Source organism: Suilimivivens aceti, from assembly GCF_025567405.1.
In the GTDB taxonomy this organism is placed as follows: domain Bacteria; phylum Bacillota; class Clostridia; order Lachnospirales; family Lachnospiraceae; genus Suilimivivens; species Suilimivivens aceti.
On record NZ_JAOQKJ010000006.1, the window covers coordinates 123398 to 137314 of the forward strand.

Annotated in this window: 13 protein-coding genes and 1 pseudogene; 13 read left to right on the top strand and 1 reads right to left on the bottom strand. The window is 45.7% G+C overall.

The genetic code is table 11. From position 1 onward, the window contains the following. The 3 genes from prfA to OCV77_RS08550 all read left to right on the top strand — a co-directional run bounded on the left by prfA (window position 1) and on the right by OCV77_RS08550 (window position 2961). Window positions 1-1080, top strand: coding sequence for a peptide chain release factor 1 (gene prfA, locus OCV77_RS08540; RefSeq protein ID WP_118798154.1), 1080 nt, complete (start codon window positions 1-3; stop codon window positions 1078-1080). 195 nt (window positions 1081-1275) lie between these two features. Next, complete coding sequence (locus OCV77_RS08545; protein WP_262574622.1) at window positions 1276-2466, top strand: iron-containing alcohol dehydrogenase; 1191 nt, start codon at window positions 1276-1278, stop codon at window positions 2464-2466. A 24-nt stretch (window positions 2467-2490) separates the two neighbouring features. Further along, the gene (locus OCV77_RS08550) at window positions 2491-2961 is read left to right on the top strand and encodes a gamma carbonic anhydrase family protein (protein ID WP_262574623.1); all 471 of its coding nucleotides are present in this window, start codon (window positions 2491-2493) and stop codon (window positions 2959-2961) included. A gap of 85 nt (window positions 2962-3046) precedes the next feature. Here OCV77_RS08550 and OCV77_RS08555 read toward each other — a convergent pair. Then, window positions 3047-4198 (bottom strand): annotated as a pseudogene (locus OCV77_RS08555) (FprA family A-type flavoprotein); the annotation flags it as partial. A gap of 150 nt (window positions 4199-4348) precedes the next feature. Between OCV77_RS08555 and OCV77_RS08560 the strand changes: the two are divergent. The 10 genes from OCV77_RS08560 (at window position 4349) to pyrF (ending at window position 13862) form a co-directional block, all read left to right on the top strand. Next, entirely contained in the window at window positions 4349-4705 is a 357-nt protein-coding gene (locus tag OCV77_RS08560; RefSeq protein WP_262574628.1) for a cupin domain-containing protein, read from the top strand. 13 nt (window positions 4706-4718) lie between these two features. Continuing rightward, window positions 4719-6023, top strand: coding sequence for an ATP-binding protein (locus OCV77_RS08565; protein ID WP_118798273.1), 1305 nt, complete (start codon window positions 4719-4721; stop codon window positions 6021-6023). Between the two features lie 28 nt (window positions 6024-6051). Next, window positions 6052-6459, top strand: coding sequence for a large conductance mechanosensitive channel protein MscL (mscL, locus tag OCV77_RS08570; protein WP_262574629.1), 408 nt, complete (start codon window positions 6052-6054; stop codon window positions 6457-6459). Continuing rightward, the gene (locus tag OCV77_RS08575) at window positions 6452-7351 is read left to right on the top strand and encodes an alpha/beta hydrolase (protein WP_262574631.1); all 900 of its coding nucleotides are present in this window, start codon (window positions 6452-6454) and stop codon (window positions 7349-7351) included. The genes mscL and OCV77_RS08575 overlap by 8 nt, the downstream gene beginning before the upstream one ends. 19 nt (window positions 7352-7370) lie before the next feature. Next, on the top strand, window positions 7371-8171 hold the full coding sequence (locus tag OCV77_RS08580; protein ID WP_262574632.1) for an SDR family NAD(P)-dependent oxidoreductase: 801 nt from the start codon (window positions 7371-7373) through the stop codon (window positions 8169-8171). A gap of 105 nt (window positions 8172-8276) precedes the next feature. Continuing rightward, window positions 8277-10043 (top strand): aspartate--tRNA ligase, encoded by a 1767-nt coding sequence (gene aspS / locus OCV77_RS08585; RefSeq protein ID WP_262574633.1) that lies wholly within the window; start codon window positions 8277-8279, stop codon window positions 10041-10043. Between the two features lie 3 nt (window positions 10044-10046). Then, window positions 10047-11423, top strand: coding sequence for an RsmB/NOP family class I SAM-dependent RNA methyltransferase (locus tag OCV77_RS08590; RefSeq protein WP_262574634.1), 1377 nt, complete (start codon window positions 10047-10049; stop codon window positions 11421-11423). A gap of 23 nt (window positions 11424-11446) precedes the next feature. Then, window positions 11447-12496: a tetratricopeptide repeat protein gene (locus OCV77_RS08595; protein ID WP_262574636.1), complete on the top strand. Its 1050-nt coding sequence runs from the start codon at window positions 11447-11449 to the stop codon at window positions 12494-12496. Window positions 12497-12660: 164 nt separating this feature from the next. Beyond that, window positions 12661-12924 carry an ATP cone domain-containing protein gene (locus OCV77_RS08600; protein ID WP_262574638.1) on the top strand — a complete coding sequence of 88 codons (264 nt, stop codon included), beginning with the start codon at window positions 12661-12663 and terminating at the stop codon, window positions 12922-12924. A gap of 2 nt (window positions 12925-12926) precedes the next feature. Continuing rightward, complete coding sequence (gene pyrF / locus OCV77_RS08605) at window positions 12927-13862, top strand: orotidine-5'-phosphate decarboxylase (RefSeq protein WP_262574640.1); 936 nt, start codon at window positions 12927-12929, stop codon at window positions 13860-13862. Window positions 13863-13917 lie beyond the last annotated feature (55 nt).

Here is a 13917-nt window from a genome sequence, read left to right on the forward strand (position 1 = left end):
ATGTTTGATAAATTAGACGATCTGCTTGCCAGATATGAGGAGATCATGAATGAGCTGAATGAGCCTACGGTGACAAACAATCAGGATCGCTTCCGTAAGCTGATGAAGGAACAGAGTGATCTGACACCGATCGTAGAGGCATATAAGGAATATAAGAAATGTAAGCAGGATGAGGAGGATTCCCTGGCATTACTTGATTCTGAGTCCGATGAGGATATGAAGGAGATGCTGAAGGAGGAGCTTTCAGCAGCCAAGAAAAGAATCGAGGAGCTGGAAAAGGAACTGAAGATCCTTCTGCTTCCCAAGGATCCCAATGATGATAAGAATGTTATCATGGAAATCCGTGCCGGCGCCGGCGGAGATGAAGCTGCCCTGTTTGCAGCGGAAATGTACCGGCTTTATGTCCATTATGCAGAGAGCCAGCGATGGAAGACAGAGCTTTTGAATGTAGATGAGATCGGAATCGGTGGCATGAAGGAAGTCAGCTTCACAATTACCGGACAGGGTGCATATTCCAAGCTGAAATATGAAAGCGGTGTACACCGTGTACAGCGTGTGCCTGAGACAGAATCCGGCGGACGTATCCATACCTCCACAGTCAGCGTGGCAGTTATGCCGGAGGTAGATGATGATATTGATATTGTTATTGATGATAAGGATATCAGGATCGACGTGATGAGAGCATCTGGAAACGGTGGGCAATGTGTTAATACCACAGACTCTGCAGTGCGTCTGACCCATTATCCCACAGGTATTGTAGTTTACAGTCAGACCGAGAAATCCCAGCTGCAGAATAAGGCCAAGGCATTTGCTCTGTTGAAAGCTAAACTGTATGATCTGGAGCAGCAGCAGCGTCATGACGCAGAAGCAGAAATGAGAAGAAGCCAGATCGGTACCGGAGACCGTTCTGAGAAGATCAGAACCTACAACTTCCCACAGGGAAGAGTAACCGATCACAGGATTGGCCTGACACTGTATAAACTTGACAAAATAATGAATGGAGATATCGGAGAAATCATAGACGGGTGCATTTTGGCAGATCAGACAGCGAAACTTGCCCGGATGAATCAGGAAGGATAAGAAATGTTCCCCATCAGTGTTTGCTGATGGGGAATTTTATCATAAAGAAAAGGGTGTTTATGGAAATAAGACAGGGATATTCATATCATATCAAAGATGTTTTTTTGATAAAAAGCGGAATATTTATTATTTTGATTTTTCCAAACTTATTTTATAATAGGCATATACGGGCATAGAAAAAGGAGGACACAGAATATGGCAAACAATTTTGAGTATTTTTCACCCACACGTGTTGTTTTTGGAAAGGAAACAGAGAAGCAGACAGGAAAACTGATCCGGGAATACGGGGGATCCAGAGTCCTTGTTCTGTATGGAGGAAAGAGTGCGGTTCGCTCAGGTCTTCTTGACCTGGTAAAGGAATCCCTGAAGGAAGAGGAGCTTTATTTCCAGGAGCTTGGTGGAATTGTTCCAAATCCTCATCTGGACAAGGTATATGAGGGTATTGAGATCGGTAAAAATGAGGGTATTGATTTCCTGCTGGCCGTTGGCGGCGGAAGTGTTATTGATACAGCTAAGGCGATCGCTTATGGACTTGGCGAGCCGGAAAAGGATGTCTGGGAATTATATGAGCATACAAGAAAAGCCAGAAAGTGCCTGCCGGTTGCCAGTGTACTGACAATCGCCGCAGCAGGAAGTGAAACTTCAAGGAGCAGTGTGATCACCAATGAGAAGACACTGGAAAAGAGAGCTTATGATGATAACCTGGCAAGACCTAAGTTTGCGATTATGAATCCGGAATTTACCAAAACCCTGCCGGATTACCAGACGGAATCCGGATGTACCGATATTATGATGCATACCATTGAACGTTATTTTACCAATGGCGGCAATATGGAGATCACAGATGCCCTGGCAGAAGGTCTTCTTCGTACCGTAATGGAAAATGCAAAAATTCTGCATACCGAGCCGGATAACTATGATGCCCGTGCGGAGATTATGTGGGCTGGAAGTCTGGCACATAATGACCTGACAGGCTGTGGCAATGACGGTGGTGACTTTATGTCCCATAAGTTGGAGCATGAACTGGGTGGTATGTTTGATGTGACTCATGGCGCCGGACTGGCAGCCATCTGGCCAAGCTGGGCGAGATATGTTTATAAGTATTGCCTGCCCCGATTTGTGAAATATGCAAAGAATGTAATGGGCGTTACGTCAGGTGGCAGTGATGAAGAAACAGCGCTTCTTGGTATAAAGGCCATGGAGGAGTTTTATCACAGCATTGGCATGCCGGTTAATTTAAAAGAGCTGGGCATCCACCCGACAGAGGAACAGATCCGGGAAATGGCAGAGGGATGCCTGAAAGCAAGCGGAAGTTCTACTGGTTCTGCAAAGAAGCTGGATCTGCAGGATATGATCCGAATCTATCAGATGGCAAACGAAGCATAAAACAGTAACAGAAAGCGTGAAAAAATGGCATATTATGTGGCTGATGAAGCAGTAGTCAAGGGAAAGGTAATAGTCGGGGAGGAAGCAGGGATCTGGTATCATGCAACGATACGGGCAGATTCTGATCAGATTACGATTGGCAGCAGAACCAATGTACAGGACAATGCTGTGATCCATACCTCCCGGAATTATCCAGTCAGCATTGGAAACGGAGTGACGATCGGCCACAGTGCCATTGTCCATGGATGCACGGTTGGAAATAATACACTTGTTGGAATGGGAGCCATTATTCTGAATGGGGCAGTGATCGGAGATAACTGCATCATTGGTGCCGGGGCACTGGTCACCCAGAACAGTAACATACCTGACGGCAGTCTTGCCTTTGGCAACCCGGCAAGGATCATACGGAAGCTGACGGAAGAGGAAATTGCCGATAATAAGGGAAATGCTGACAGGTATGTACAGGCTGCCAGAGCGCAGCTGCCACAGAAGTGAAAGAAGAGAATGCAATGAGGATATCAGTATAAGATGGCTGTGTTTTCTGATCTGTTCAGAGATGCACAGCCATCTTTTTATTTTATTCAGCCAGTTCCTCGGCTAAAGCTTCGATCTTCTTCATGGTATCTTCATTGACTGCAGAACGGATCGTTACCGTATTTTCGACAAAGGTCAGATTTTTGCAGTCCTTCAGAATCTCCATCATGCCCTTCGCAGCAGTGGGAGCCCAGCATCCATTTTCCATAAAGGCAATGGTGCGGTTCTGATAATTATGCTCCTTTAAGAGACGGAGGAAATTGTCCATATAAGGGAAGATGCCGGCATTGTAGGTGATGGAAGCCAGAACCAGCTTATCATAGCGGAAGGCATTTTCAAGGCAGAAGGAAAGGTCTGTTCTTGCAAGATCCATCAGGACAACATTTTTGCGACCCTTTTTCTCAAGAATATCGGCAAGAAGCTCAGCAGCTTTTCTCGTGTTGCCGTAAACAGAGGCATAGGCGATGGTGATGCCCTTTTCCTCCGGCTGGTAGGAAGACCAGGTATTATATAAGGATAAATAGCAGGCAAGGTTTTCAGAAAGTACAGGACCATGAAGCGGACAGATCTTCTGGATGGTCAGCCCGGAAGCCTTTTTCAGAAGATTTTGTACCTGCATGCCAAAACGGCCTACAATACCAAAGTAATAGCGGCGGGCACCATCTGTCCAGGCTTCCTCTTCATCAAGGGCACCGAATTTACCAAAGCCATCTGCAGAGAACAGAATCTGATCGCAGGCATCATAGGTCACCATGACTTCTGGCCAGTGAACCATGGGAGCTGCCACAAAGGTAAGCTCATGTCTGCCAAGACCTAAGGTATCTCCTTCCCTGATCACCATACGGTTTGTGTTAAAATCACTGCCAAAGAACTGCTTCATCATGGTAAAGGCCGGCGCAGAGGAAACCACACAGGTATCCGGATAGGCTTCCATGAAAATGGCAATGCCTGCAGAGTGATCAGGCTCCATGTGCTGGATGACCAGATAATCAGGCTTTCTGCCGGAAAGTACAGAAGAGAGCTTTAACAGCCATTCTTCTGTAAAGCCAGCATCTACGGTATCCATGACGGCAATCTTTTCATCCATGATAACATAGGAATTGTAGGACATGCCGTGAGGAACCGGATATTGCCCCTCGAAGAGATCGATTCTGTGGTCATTCACACCAATATAAAAAATATCATCTGAAATGTACATAATAAAAGTCCTTTCTGTCAGTAGTATGCTCCAGGGAAAGTATAACATCTGATGGCTTTTCTGAAAAGATTTTTTGACTTTTCAGAAGCTGAATAATAGAGTAAAATATATCAGTAAGCAGGACAGGACTGCAATTAATGAAGGAAAGGTATGGACAACAGGATGAAAAGTGTAGATCAGAAGGAATTTTTAGGCGGACAGGGAACGGTCCATTTTGACCATATACTGGAGGCAGACGAAATGCACGGCATGAACCGTGTATATGCAAAGGTGACACTGCAGAAGGGATGCTCCGTAGGTTATCATGTGCATCAGGGAGACGGGGAAGACTATTATGTGCTTAAAGGCACCGCAACCATAGACGACAACCATGAAAGAACTCTGACCTTAAAGCCGGGAGAGCATTATTTTACCCCCTCCGGCAAGGGACACAGCCTGACCAATCTGGAGGAGGATGAGCTTCAGGTCATGGCGCTGATCATCTATGACCATGAAAAACAGGATTAGACAGGAGAAAAATATGTATCAGGAAGTTTCACAGTTATTAATGTATGGAGATCTGGACAGGGAGGGGATACTGTATCAGCTTGGAGAGCTGTTTGGACGTTATGAGAAGGGCGTCTATGACCGGATGGAGCTTGTGAGGGATATCAATACCCAGGTAAAGCACATCCTGAAGGTGGCAACAGACTATGGCTTTGACGATAACCTCTGGCACAATTATCTGACTTTTTTTCTGATGATGAGCGAGAATCCTTTCAGTCTTACCTGTGAAAAGGTGGGAGCCAATGAAGGAACTGTCAACGAGCTGGTTGAAAATGATTTCCGTATTTTCAGGGCTCTTTTTGACTATGATTTCGATCCCATTGAAAGGGATCTTGGGATACAGTGCTTTTCCAGGCTTTCCCACTATCAGGCAGTACATAAGAAGGAGTTGATGTACAACAAAAATGTCAGTGAAAAGGTACGTTCCCTAAGCAGGAAGCTGGAGCAGACCAGTGATGAAAAGGAATTTTTCGATGTGATCACCGGCTTTTATAAGGATTATGGAGTTGGCATGTTTGGTCTGAACAAGGCATTCCGTATTGAGGAAAAGCCGCAGGGCGGTATTCTTTTCCGTCCGATCAACAATATGGATACGGTCATGCTTTCTGATCTTGTGGGCTATGAGATCCAGAAAAAGAAGCTTGTGGAGAATACCGAAGCCTTTGTAAAGGGAAAAAGAGCCAACAATGTGCTGCTCTTTGGTGACAGCGGTACCGGCAAGTCTACCAGTATCAAAGCGATCGTCAATCAGTATTATGATGACGGCCTTCGCATGATCGAGATTTACAAGCACCAGTTCCAGTATCTTTCTACGGTGATCGCAGATATCAAGAACCGAAACTATAAGTTTATCATTTATATGGATGACCTTTCCTTTGAGGAATTTGAAATTGAGTACAAATATCTGAAGGCTGTGATTGAGGGCGGTGTGGAAACAAGACCGGACAATATCCTGATCTATGCGACATCCAACAGGCGCCATCTGATCAAGGAAAATTGGAATGACAGAAATGACCAGGATAACAATAATGACAAGCATCATTCTGATACTGTAGAAGAAAAGCTGTCACTGGTAAACCGCTTCGGTGTGACTATCAGCTATGAAAAGCCGAATCAGAAGGAGTATTTCAATATCGTGGTCAATCTGGCAAAACGTGCCGGCATCACCATGTCTGAAGAAGAGCTGACGAGGGAAGCCAACAAGTGGGAGCTGAGCCATGGCGGCATTTCCGGCAGAACAGCCCAGCAGTTTGTTGATTATCTGCAGAGTACCCAGTAAAGCGGCGGATAAGGAGAAGAGGTACAGAATGAAAAGGTTTTTGAAGGAATTTAAAGAGTTTGCCTTAAGAGGCAATGTGATGGATATGGCAGTTGGTATTATCATTGGTGGTGCATTCTCCGGAATTGTAACCTCCCTGACAGATAATTTTATCAATCCTATCCTGAATGAACTTACGGGAAATGCTGTGTATACGAAAACAGAGGTTCTTGGATTTGTATCAGCCTTTCTTTCTTCTGTTGTGAATTTTATCATCATGGCATTTATTCTGTTCTGTCTGGTGAAAGCTATCAATAAACTGATGAGCTTTGGAAAGAAAAAGGAAGAGCCGGCAGCACCGACGACAAAGCTCTGTCCTTACTGTAAGAGCGAGATTCCCATTGATGCGACAAAATGTGCACACTGCACATCTATACTGGAGGAAAAACATGATTAGTGAAGTAGTAAGAGATATCAGGATAAACTGGAAGATCAGTGATGACAAAAGAGATGAGGGCCTGACAACACCGGAGGATATCATAAGATTTGATAATATTTCCTATGGACCATACGGAGATGCCAATCTGCTCGATATTTATCATCAGAAAAAGGTAACGAAGCCACAGAAGACGATCATCAGTATCCATGGAGGCGGCTGGGTTTATGGAAGCAAGGAGCAGTATCAGTTCTACGGCATGCGCCTTGCACAGCGTGGATTTACCTTTGTCAATTTCAACTACAGACTGGCTCCTGAGTATAAATACCCGACGGCTCTTGAGGACATCAACCAGGTATTCCTTTTTATCAGGGATCATGCAGAGGAATATGCTATTGATACCAATAATATTTTTGTGGTGGGGGATTCTGCCGGGGCACAGCTTGCTACCCAGTATCTGATCATCTGTACCAATCCGGAATATGCGAAGCACTTTACCTTTATCCCATCAGGTATAAAGGTACGGGCAGTGGGACTGAACTGCGGCGTTTATGATACCAGTGATCCGGAGCATACAAGTCCGAATGATGTTTTTCTGGAATATACGGGTAAAGAGATACTGGAAGATACAGAAAAAGCCAGAAACATGAGAGAGGAACTGAATACCCTGAAATACATGACAGGGGATTTCCCACCGGCATTTGTGACCAGTGCTGTTCATGATTATATTCTGAAAGATGCGCAGCCCATGTATGAAAAGCTGCAGTCTCTTGGGATTGACAGTGAAGTTCATATTTATGGAAGCAAAGAAAAAGAAGAAGTAGGTCATGTTTTTCATGTGAACTGCCGTCTGCCGGAAGCAGATCAGTGCAATGATGAGGAATGTGCTTTCTTTAACAGATATGTAGTATAGGGAAAAGGGGGATTTCGGAATGCGGAAGCTGCAGAGAAAGAAATACGTTGTGATCACAGGGGCAAGCTCCGGGATCGGTATGGAGTTTGCCAGAAGATTTGCAAGAAAAGGGTACCCACTGGTATTGATCGCCAGAAGGGAAGAGAGGCTGAGAAGTCTTGCCGGTGAGCTTCGGACAGACTGTGAGATTATTGTGGCAGATCTGTCCAGGGAGGAGGAATGCTACCGGGTATTCTATGAACTGAAGGAAAAGCCGGTGGCTTTCCTTATCAATAATGCAGGCTTTGGTGACTGCGGCCTGTTTGAGGAAACAAGACTCCAGAAGGATCTTGATATGATCCGGGTCAATGTGAAGGCGGTTCATATACTGATGAAGCTGATGCTGCAGAAGATGGAAAAGGAGCATCACGGGTATATCCTGAATGTGGCTTCAAGCGCAGGTCTGATGCCGGGGGGACCTTATATGGCGACCTATTACGCCTCCAAGGCCTATGTAACCAGCCTTACAAGAGCGGTTGCAGAGGAGCTTTCAGAGAAAAAGAGCCGGGTTTACGTGGGATGTCTCTGTCCCGGACCTGTAAATACGGAGTTCAACGAAAGAGCCAATGTGAAATTCGCACTGCCGGGGATCAGCGCAGAAAAATGTGTGGACTATGCGCTGAAGCAGATGGAAAGGAGACAGGTAGTGATCGTGCCCACTCATCTGATGCAGACAGCCATGACACTTGGCAGATTTCTTCCGGTGCCTGTGTATGTAAAGATCGCAGCCTATCAGCAGAAAAAGAAATTTCGGGAGGAGAGATCCTGTGAAAGCAGGTGAAAGATATACAGAAAAAAGAAACGGTTGCATGGGAGCACTTGCACACCGATACTAAAAAATGTATAATACTGTGCAGATATTGATTAAAAACAAAAGGAGCTTGTTATGATACAGTCAAGAACACATAACTGCGGCCAGCTCAGAATCTCAGAAGCAGGAGAAAAGGTAACACTGGTCGGATTTTATGACAATATGCGTAAGGTCAGCAGGAATCTGGGATTTCTGATCCTGCGTGATTTTTATGGAGTAACCCAGATCGTCATCGAGACAGAGGAAATGATGGCGAAGTTAAATGGAGTCAATAATGAATCAACTCTTTCTATCACCGGTATAGTGAGAGAACGTTCAAGCAAGAATGCTTCCCTTCCTACCGGAGAAATTGAAGTAGTACCGGAAGAGATCAAGGTTCTTGGTAAATGTATTTATAATGAACTTCCTTTCGAGATCAACCGCTCTAAGGAAGCTGATGAGGCAACCAGACTGAAATACAGATATCTGGATCTGAGAAATCCGGAAGTAAAGAGCAGGATCGTTTTAAGAAGCAAGATCGTTTCTGAACTGAGAAGCAGAATGACAGAGCATGATTTTCTGGAGATCACAACACCGATCCTGACCTGTTCTTCTCCGGAAGGTGCAAGAGACTACCTGGTACCGTCCAGAAACCATCCAGGCAAGTTTTATGCACTGCCTCAGGCACCGCAGCAGTTCAAGCAGCTTCTGATGACCTCAGGATTTGACAGATATTTCCAGATCGCACCCTGCTTCCGTGATGAGGACGCAAGAGCAGACAGATCTCCCGGAGAGTTCTATCAGCTTGATATGGAAATGGCGTTTGCAACCCAGGAAGATGTTTTCTCTGTCATCGAAGATGTACTGCCTCCTGTTTTCGCCAAATATGGAACTTATAAGACAGCTTCCAAAGCACCGTTTAAGAGAATTTCCTATAAGGATGCCATGGAAAGGTATGGCTCGGACAAGCCAGATCTCAGGATTGATCTTGAACTGCAGGATGTTACAGATGTGATGGCAGACTGTGGATTTGGACCTTTTGAAGGACAGAAGATCAAGGCGATCGTAGTAGATGATTTTACAGCCACCAGAAAGGTGATCGACAAGATCTGTGCGGATGTGGAAGTACAGAGTGGAAATAAAGCATACTGGTTTAAGGTGGATGAGAGCGGAGAGCTGGCAGGCGGTATTGCCAAATTCCTGCAGGATCGGAAGGAAAAGGTGATGGAAGCCCTTTCCTTAAAACCTGGTGACTTCGTAGGACTTACTGCAGGTAAGCTTCTGGATGCCCAGAAGACAGCCGGAGTCCTTCGTAAATTCCTCGGTATCGCCAGTGAGAAGCACAGAAAGACAGACTGCTATGAATTCTGCTGGATTGTGGATTTTCCGATGTATGAGATCGGTGAAGAGAGTGGAGAGCTGGAATTCTGCCATAATCCCTTCTCTATGCCTCAGGGCGGCATGGAAGCGCTGATGACCAAGGATCCACTGGATATTTACGCATATCAGTATGACCTTGTCTGCAATGGTGTGGAGCTTTCTTCCGGTGCAGTCAGAAATCATGATCCGGAGATCATGGTGAAGGCATTCCAGATTGTGGGACTGGATGAGGAGCATGTAAAGGCCAAATTCCCTGCCATGTACAATGCATTCTGCTACGGAGCACCTCCGCATGCCGGAATCGCACCCGGTGTAGACCGTATGGTAATGCTGATCGCAGGAGAAGAGAGTATCCGTGAGATCATTCCATTCCCGATGAACAAGACAGCACAGGACGTTATGATGGGTGCACCTTCCGAAGTAGATGAAAAACAGCTTAGGGATGTGCATATCAAGATCGATATTCCTGAAAAAGAGGTATAATCTATGCTGCCAGAGGCATTTACAGACCGGATGCAGGAAATGCTTTCGGCAGAAGAATATCAGGCATTTCTGAAAAGCTATGGAGAACCAAAAAAACAGGCGCTGCGGCTAAACCCCCTGAAGGGGGATAGCGGGCGCTTTTTGGAGTTATGCCCTTTTTCCCTGACAAGGGTTCCATGGGAAGAAAATGGTTACTATTTTGACAGCGAAGACAGACCGGGTAAACATCCTTTCCATGAGGCAGGAGTTTATTATATCCAGGAGGCAAGTGCCATGGCACCGGTACCGTTTCTTGCAGCAAAGCCGGGGGAGAGGATCCTGGATCTGTGTGCGGCGCCTGGCGGTAAGAGTACCCAGATCGCAGCAGCAATGCAGGGCGAAGGAATTCTGGTCTGCAATGAATACAACAGAAAGCGTGCAGAGATCCTTGCTGAGAACATAGAGCGGATGGGTGTGGCAAATGCCATTGTAGTTAACCATGATTCGGCGCAGCTGTCAGAGCTGTTCCCTGGATATTTTGACAGGATCCTTGTAGATGCACCATGCTCAGGAGAAGGGATGTTCCGGAAGAATGAAGAAGCAGTGACGGAATGGAGTCCTGAAAATGTGGAGCTTTGTGCAGAGAGACAGGATGAGATCCTGGATCAGGCAGCCATCATGCTTCATGACGGAGGAAGGCTTGTATATTCTACCTGTACCTTTGCACCGGCAGAGGATGAGGGCAGTGTACAGCGTTTCCTTGACAGACATCCGGAATTTTCCCTGCTTTCCGTAAAAGTGCCGGAGGGCATGGAGCCAGGCAGAAAAGAATGGGCAGAAGGCGGCAGTGATGAGCTTTCAAAAACGATAAGACTCTGGCCGCACAAGCTTATGGGAGAAGGACATTTTCTTGCTGTCCTCCAAAAAGAAGGGTATAATGAAAAAGAAGAGCGTCCTTCCCGGTATGGATATGCCACTCCTGCAAGGGAGAAGGATTATGAAGCATATCTGGCCTTTCAGAAGGAACATCTTCGCAGAAACAGAGAGGGAATCCCGGTATTGTTTGGGGATCAGCTTTATCTGCTCCCGAAAGGGGCACCGGCACTTAAGGGGCTTCGGGTTCTCCGGGCAGGACTGCATCTGGGAACACTGAAGAAGAACCGGTTCGAACCGGGACATGCACTGGCACTTTCCCTGAAGAAGGATGAATTTGAACCGGTCTGTAATCTTACAGTTGGAGAAGGATTTGCAGAAAAGTATCTGCGGGGAGAAACCTTTGAGACGAAAGGAGCACCTTCCTGGAATCTGATCACGATAGAAGGCTACAGCCTCGGATTTGGGAAAAATGCAAACGGGATCATGAAGAATCATTATCCCAAGGGGCTTCGCAAAAACTGGTAGATATGTTTGAAATAGGGGGATAAATGAAAAAAAGCATACGATTTCTGACAGCAGTCCTCCCCGTTATGCTTATGCTTTCGGGCTGCGGACTGCAGGATAAGAATGAAAATATAAAAGCCGGCATGACAGCCATAGAAGCACTAGACTATGACGGTGCGCTTGAAAGCTTTGCTGCGGCAAGAGAAGCGGGCGAGGATGAAAGGCTTCTTGTAAGAGGCGAAGGGATCGCCTATATGGGGAAGACGGAATATGAGGCTGCAATAAACTCCTTTGTGACAGCACTTTCCTTAAGTGATGGCAGAGTTGGCAGTATGGATTATGATATGAACTATTATCTGGCCACTGCCTACTATAAGCAGGGAATGGCAGAGGAAGCTCTTGGAGTGTATAATGCGATCATTGCCATGAAACCGGAGGAGAGGGACGCTTATTACCTCAGGGGTGTGATTGAGACAGAAACAGGAAAAACTGATGCAGCTCTTGCTGACTTTGACAGAACGATCTCTTTAAATGAAAGGGATTATGACAGACTGATCGATATTTATTGTGTATTGAATACGAACGGATATGGAGAGTCCGGAAAGACTTACCTTCAGAATGCAATGGAAAGCGGTACCAGATATATGACCAACTTTGAAAAGGGAAGGATCAGCTATTATCTGGAGGACTATGAGAATGCCAGAACCTACCTTGACAAGGCGAAGGAAGAGGAAGGCAGTGATGCGGTGCTGTTCCTTGGAAAGACGCATGAGGTTCTTGGTGATTATAACTATGCGGTCAGTGTTTATAATACCTTCCTGACAGAAAGCGGCGAGCAGAGTCCGGAGATCCTGAACCAGATGGGGCTGTGCAAGCTGCAGATGAAGGATTATGAAGGTGCTCTTACGGCTTTTCAGCAGGCCATGAACATTGAAGATAATGGCATGATGCAGACACTGAAGATGAACGAAATTGTGGCATATGAAAGGCTTCAGCAGTATAAACAGGCGGCCACCCTTATGAGTAGTTATTTGAAGTCTTACCCGGATGACGAGACAGCCAAAAGGGAATATGAATTTCTGAAAACCCGATAATTGACAGAATACAATATCTTTGAGAGACTATTTTCGTACACCCAATATCTTGTGTATCCTGTTGACTTTTTACAGGTGCGATGATACACTTTTTCTATCAGGACAGGCAGGAAGAATGAACGTATTTTCCTGCAAAAGATATCAAAAAACGGGGTGTAGCAGCAATGATCCAGGTAATTCAGAGAGATGGGGAAATAACAGATTTTACGCTGACAAAGATCAGTGATGCGATTATGAGGGCTTTTCTGGCAACTGACAGAAGAGACGGACATGATGAAGCAGATCTTCTGGCACTCAGGGTAACAGCAGATTTCCAGGAGCGGATCACAGAGGAAGGGATTCTGGCATCAGATATCCAGGAAAGTGTAAGAAGAGTACTTTTGCAGGCTGGTTATGAGGAAGCAGCCAGAGCATATATAGGAGGATGACAATGATCAATAAACTGATAGCAAAAATTAAAGAAACCGGGGCTCCTATTGTGGTAGGACTGGATCCCATGATGAAGTATATCCCTGAGCAGATTAAGAAAAAGGCTTTTGCAGAATATGGGGAAACACTGGAGGGCGCCGCAGAAGCAGTATTCCAGTATAATAAAGAGATCGTAGACCATATTTACGATCTGGTTCCGGCTGTAAAGCCACAGATCGCCATGTATGAACAGTTTGGGATCCCGGGACTTGTGGCTTTCAAAAGGACAGTAGATTACTGTAAGGAAAAGGGACTGGTTGTGATCGGAGATGTGAAGAGAGGCGATATCGGCTCCACGTCAGAAGCCTATGCAGTAGGACATCTAGGGAAGGTACAGGTAGGCAGTCATTCCTATTATGGATTTGATGAGGATTTTGCAACAGTCAATCCCTATCTTGGATCAGATGGTATCAAGCCTTTTATCAAGGTATGTCAGGAAGAAAAGAAAGGCCTTTTCATTCTGGTCAAGACGTCTAATCCAAGCAGTGGAGAGTTTCAGGACAGAAAGCTTGCAGACGCAGATAACAGGCCACTTTATGAGATCGTTGGAGAGCAGGTAGCCAGATGGGGAGAAGAGCATATGGGAGATGACTACAGCTATATCGGGGCAGTCGTCGGAGCAACTTACCCTGAAATGGGAAAGACTCTGCGGAAGATCATGCCTAAGAGCTATATCCTTGTGCCAGGTTATGGAGCACAGGGAGGAAAAGGGGCTGATCTGGTGCACTTCTTTAATGAGGACGGTCTTGGGGCGATCATTAATTCCTCAAGAGGTATCATTGCGGCTTATCAGCAGGAAAAGTATGAAGCATATGGGGAAGCAAACTTTGCGGAAGCTTCCAGAAAAGCTGTCGAAGATATGAAGGCAGATATTGAACAGGCATTAAATAACAGATAAAGAAAGGGAACCATTGGTTCCCTTTTTTGACAGTGCAGGAAAATTCAAGGAGATG

What these genes read in the sequence shown, in the direction of transcription:
- prfA (WP_118798154.1), top strand. Translation starts at nt 1, where the DNA reads ATGTTTGATAAATTAGACGATCTGCTTGCCAGATATGAGGAGATCATG.
- OCV77_RS08545 (WP_262574622.1), top strand. Translation starts at nt 1,276, where the DNA reads ATGGCAAACAATTTTGAGTATTTTTCACCCACACGTGTTGTTTTTGGA.
- OCV77_RS08550 (WP_262574623.1), top strand. Translation starts at nt 2,491, where the DNA reads ATGGCATATTATGTGGCTGATGAAGCAGTAGTCAAGGGAAAGGTAATA.
- OCV77_RS08560 (WP_262574628.1), top strand. Translation starts at nt 4,349, where the DNA reads ATGGACAACAGGATGAAAAGTGTAGATCAGAAGGAATTTTTAGGCGGA.
- OCV77_RS08565 (WP_118798273.1), top strand. Translation starts at nt 4,719, where the DNA reads ATGTATCAGGAAGTTTCACAGTTATTAATGTATGGAGATCTGGACAGG.
- mscL (WP_262574629.1), top strand. Translation starts at nt 6,052, where the DNA reads ATGAAAAGGTTTTTGAAGGAATTTAAAGAGTTTGCCTTAAGAGGCAAT.
- OCV77_RS08575 (WP_262574631.1), top strand. Translation starts at nt 6,452, where the DNA reads ATGATTAGTGAAGTAGTAAGAGATATCAGGATAAACTGGAAGATCAGT.
- OCV77_RS08580 (WP_262574632.1), top strand. Translation starts at nt 7,371, where the DNA reads ATGCGGAAGCTGCAGAGAAAGAAATACGTTGTGATCACAGGGGCAAGC.
- aspS (WP_262574633.1), top strand. Translation starts at nt 8,277, where the DNA reads ATGATACAGTCAAGAACACATAACTGCGGCCAGCTCAGAATCTCAGAA.
- OCV77_RS08590 (WP_262574634.1), top strand. Translation starts at nt 10,047, where the DNA reads ATGCTGCCAGAGGCATTTACAGACCGGATGCAGGAAATGCTTTCGGCA.
- OCV77_RS08595 (WP_262574636.1), top strand. Translation starts at nt 11,447, where the DNA reads ATGAAAAAAAGCATACGATTTCTGACAGCAGTCCTCCCCGTTATGCTT.
- OCV77_RS08600 (WP_262574638.1), top strand. Translation starts at nt 12,661, where the DNA reads ATGATCCAGGTAATTCAGAGAGATGGGGAAATAACAGATTTTACGCTG.
- pyrF (WP_262574640.1), top strand. Translation starts at nt 12,927, where the DNA reads ATGATCAATAAACTGATAGCAAAAATTAAAGAAACCGGGGCTCCTATT.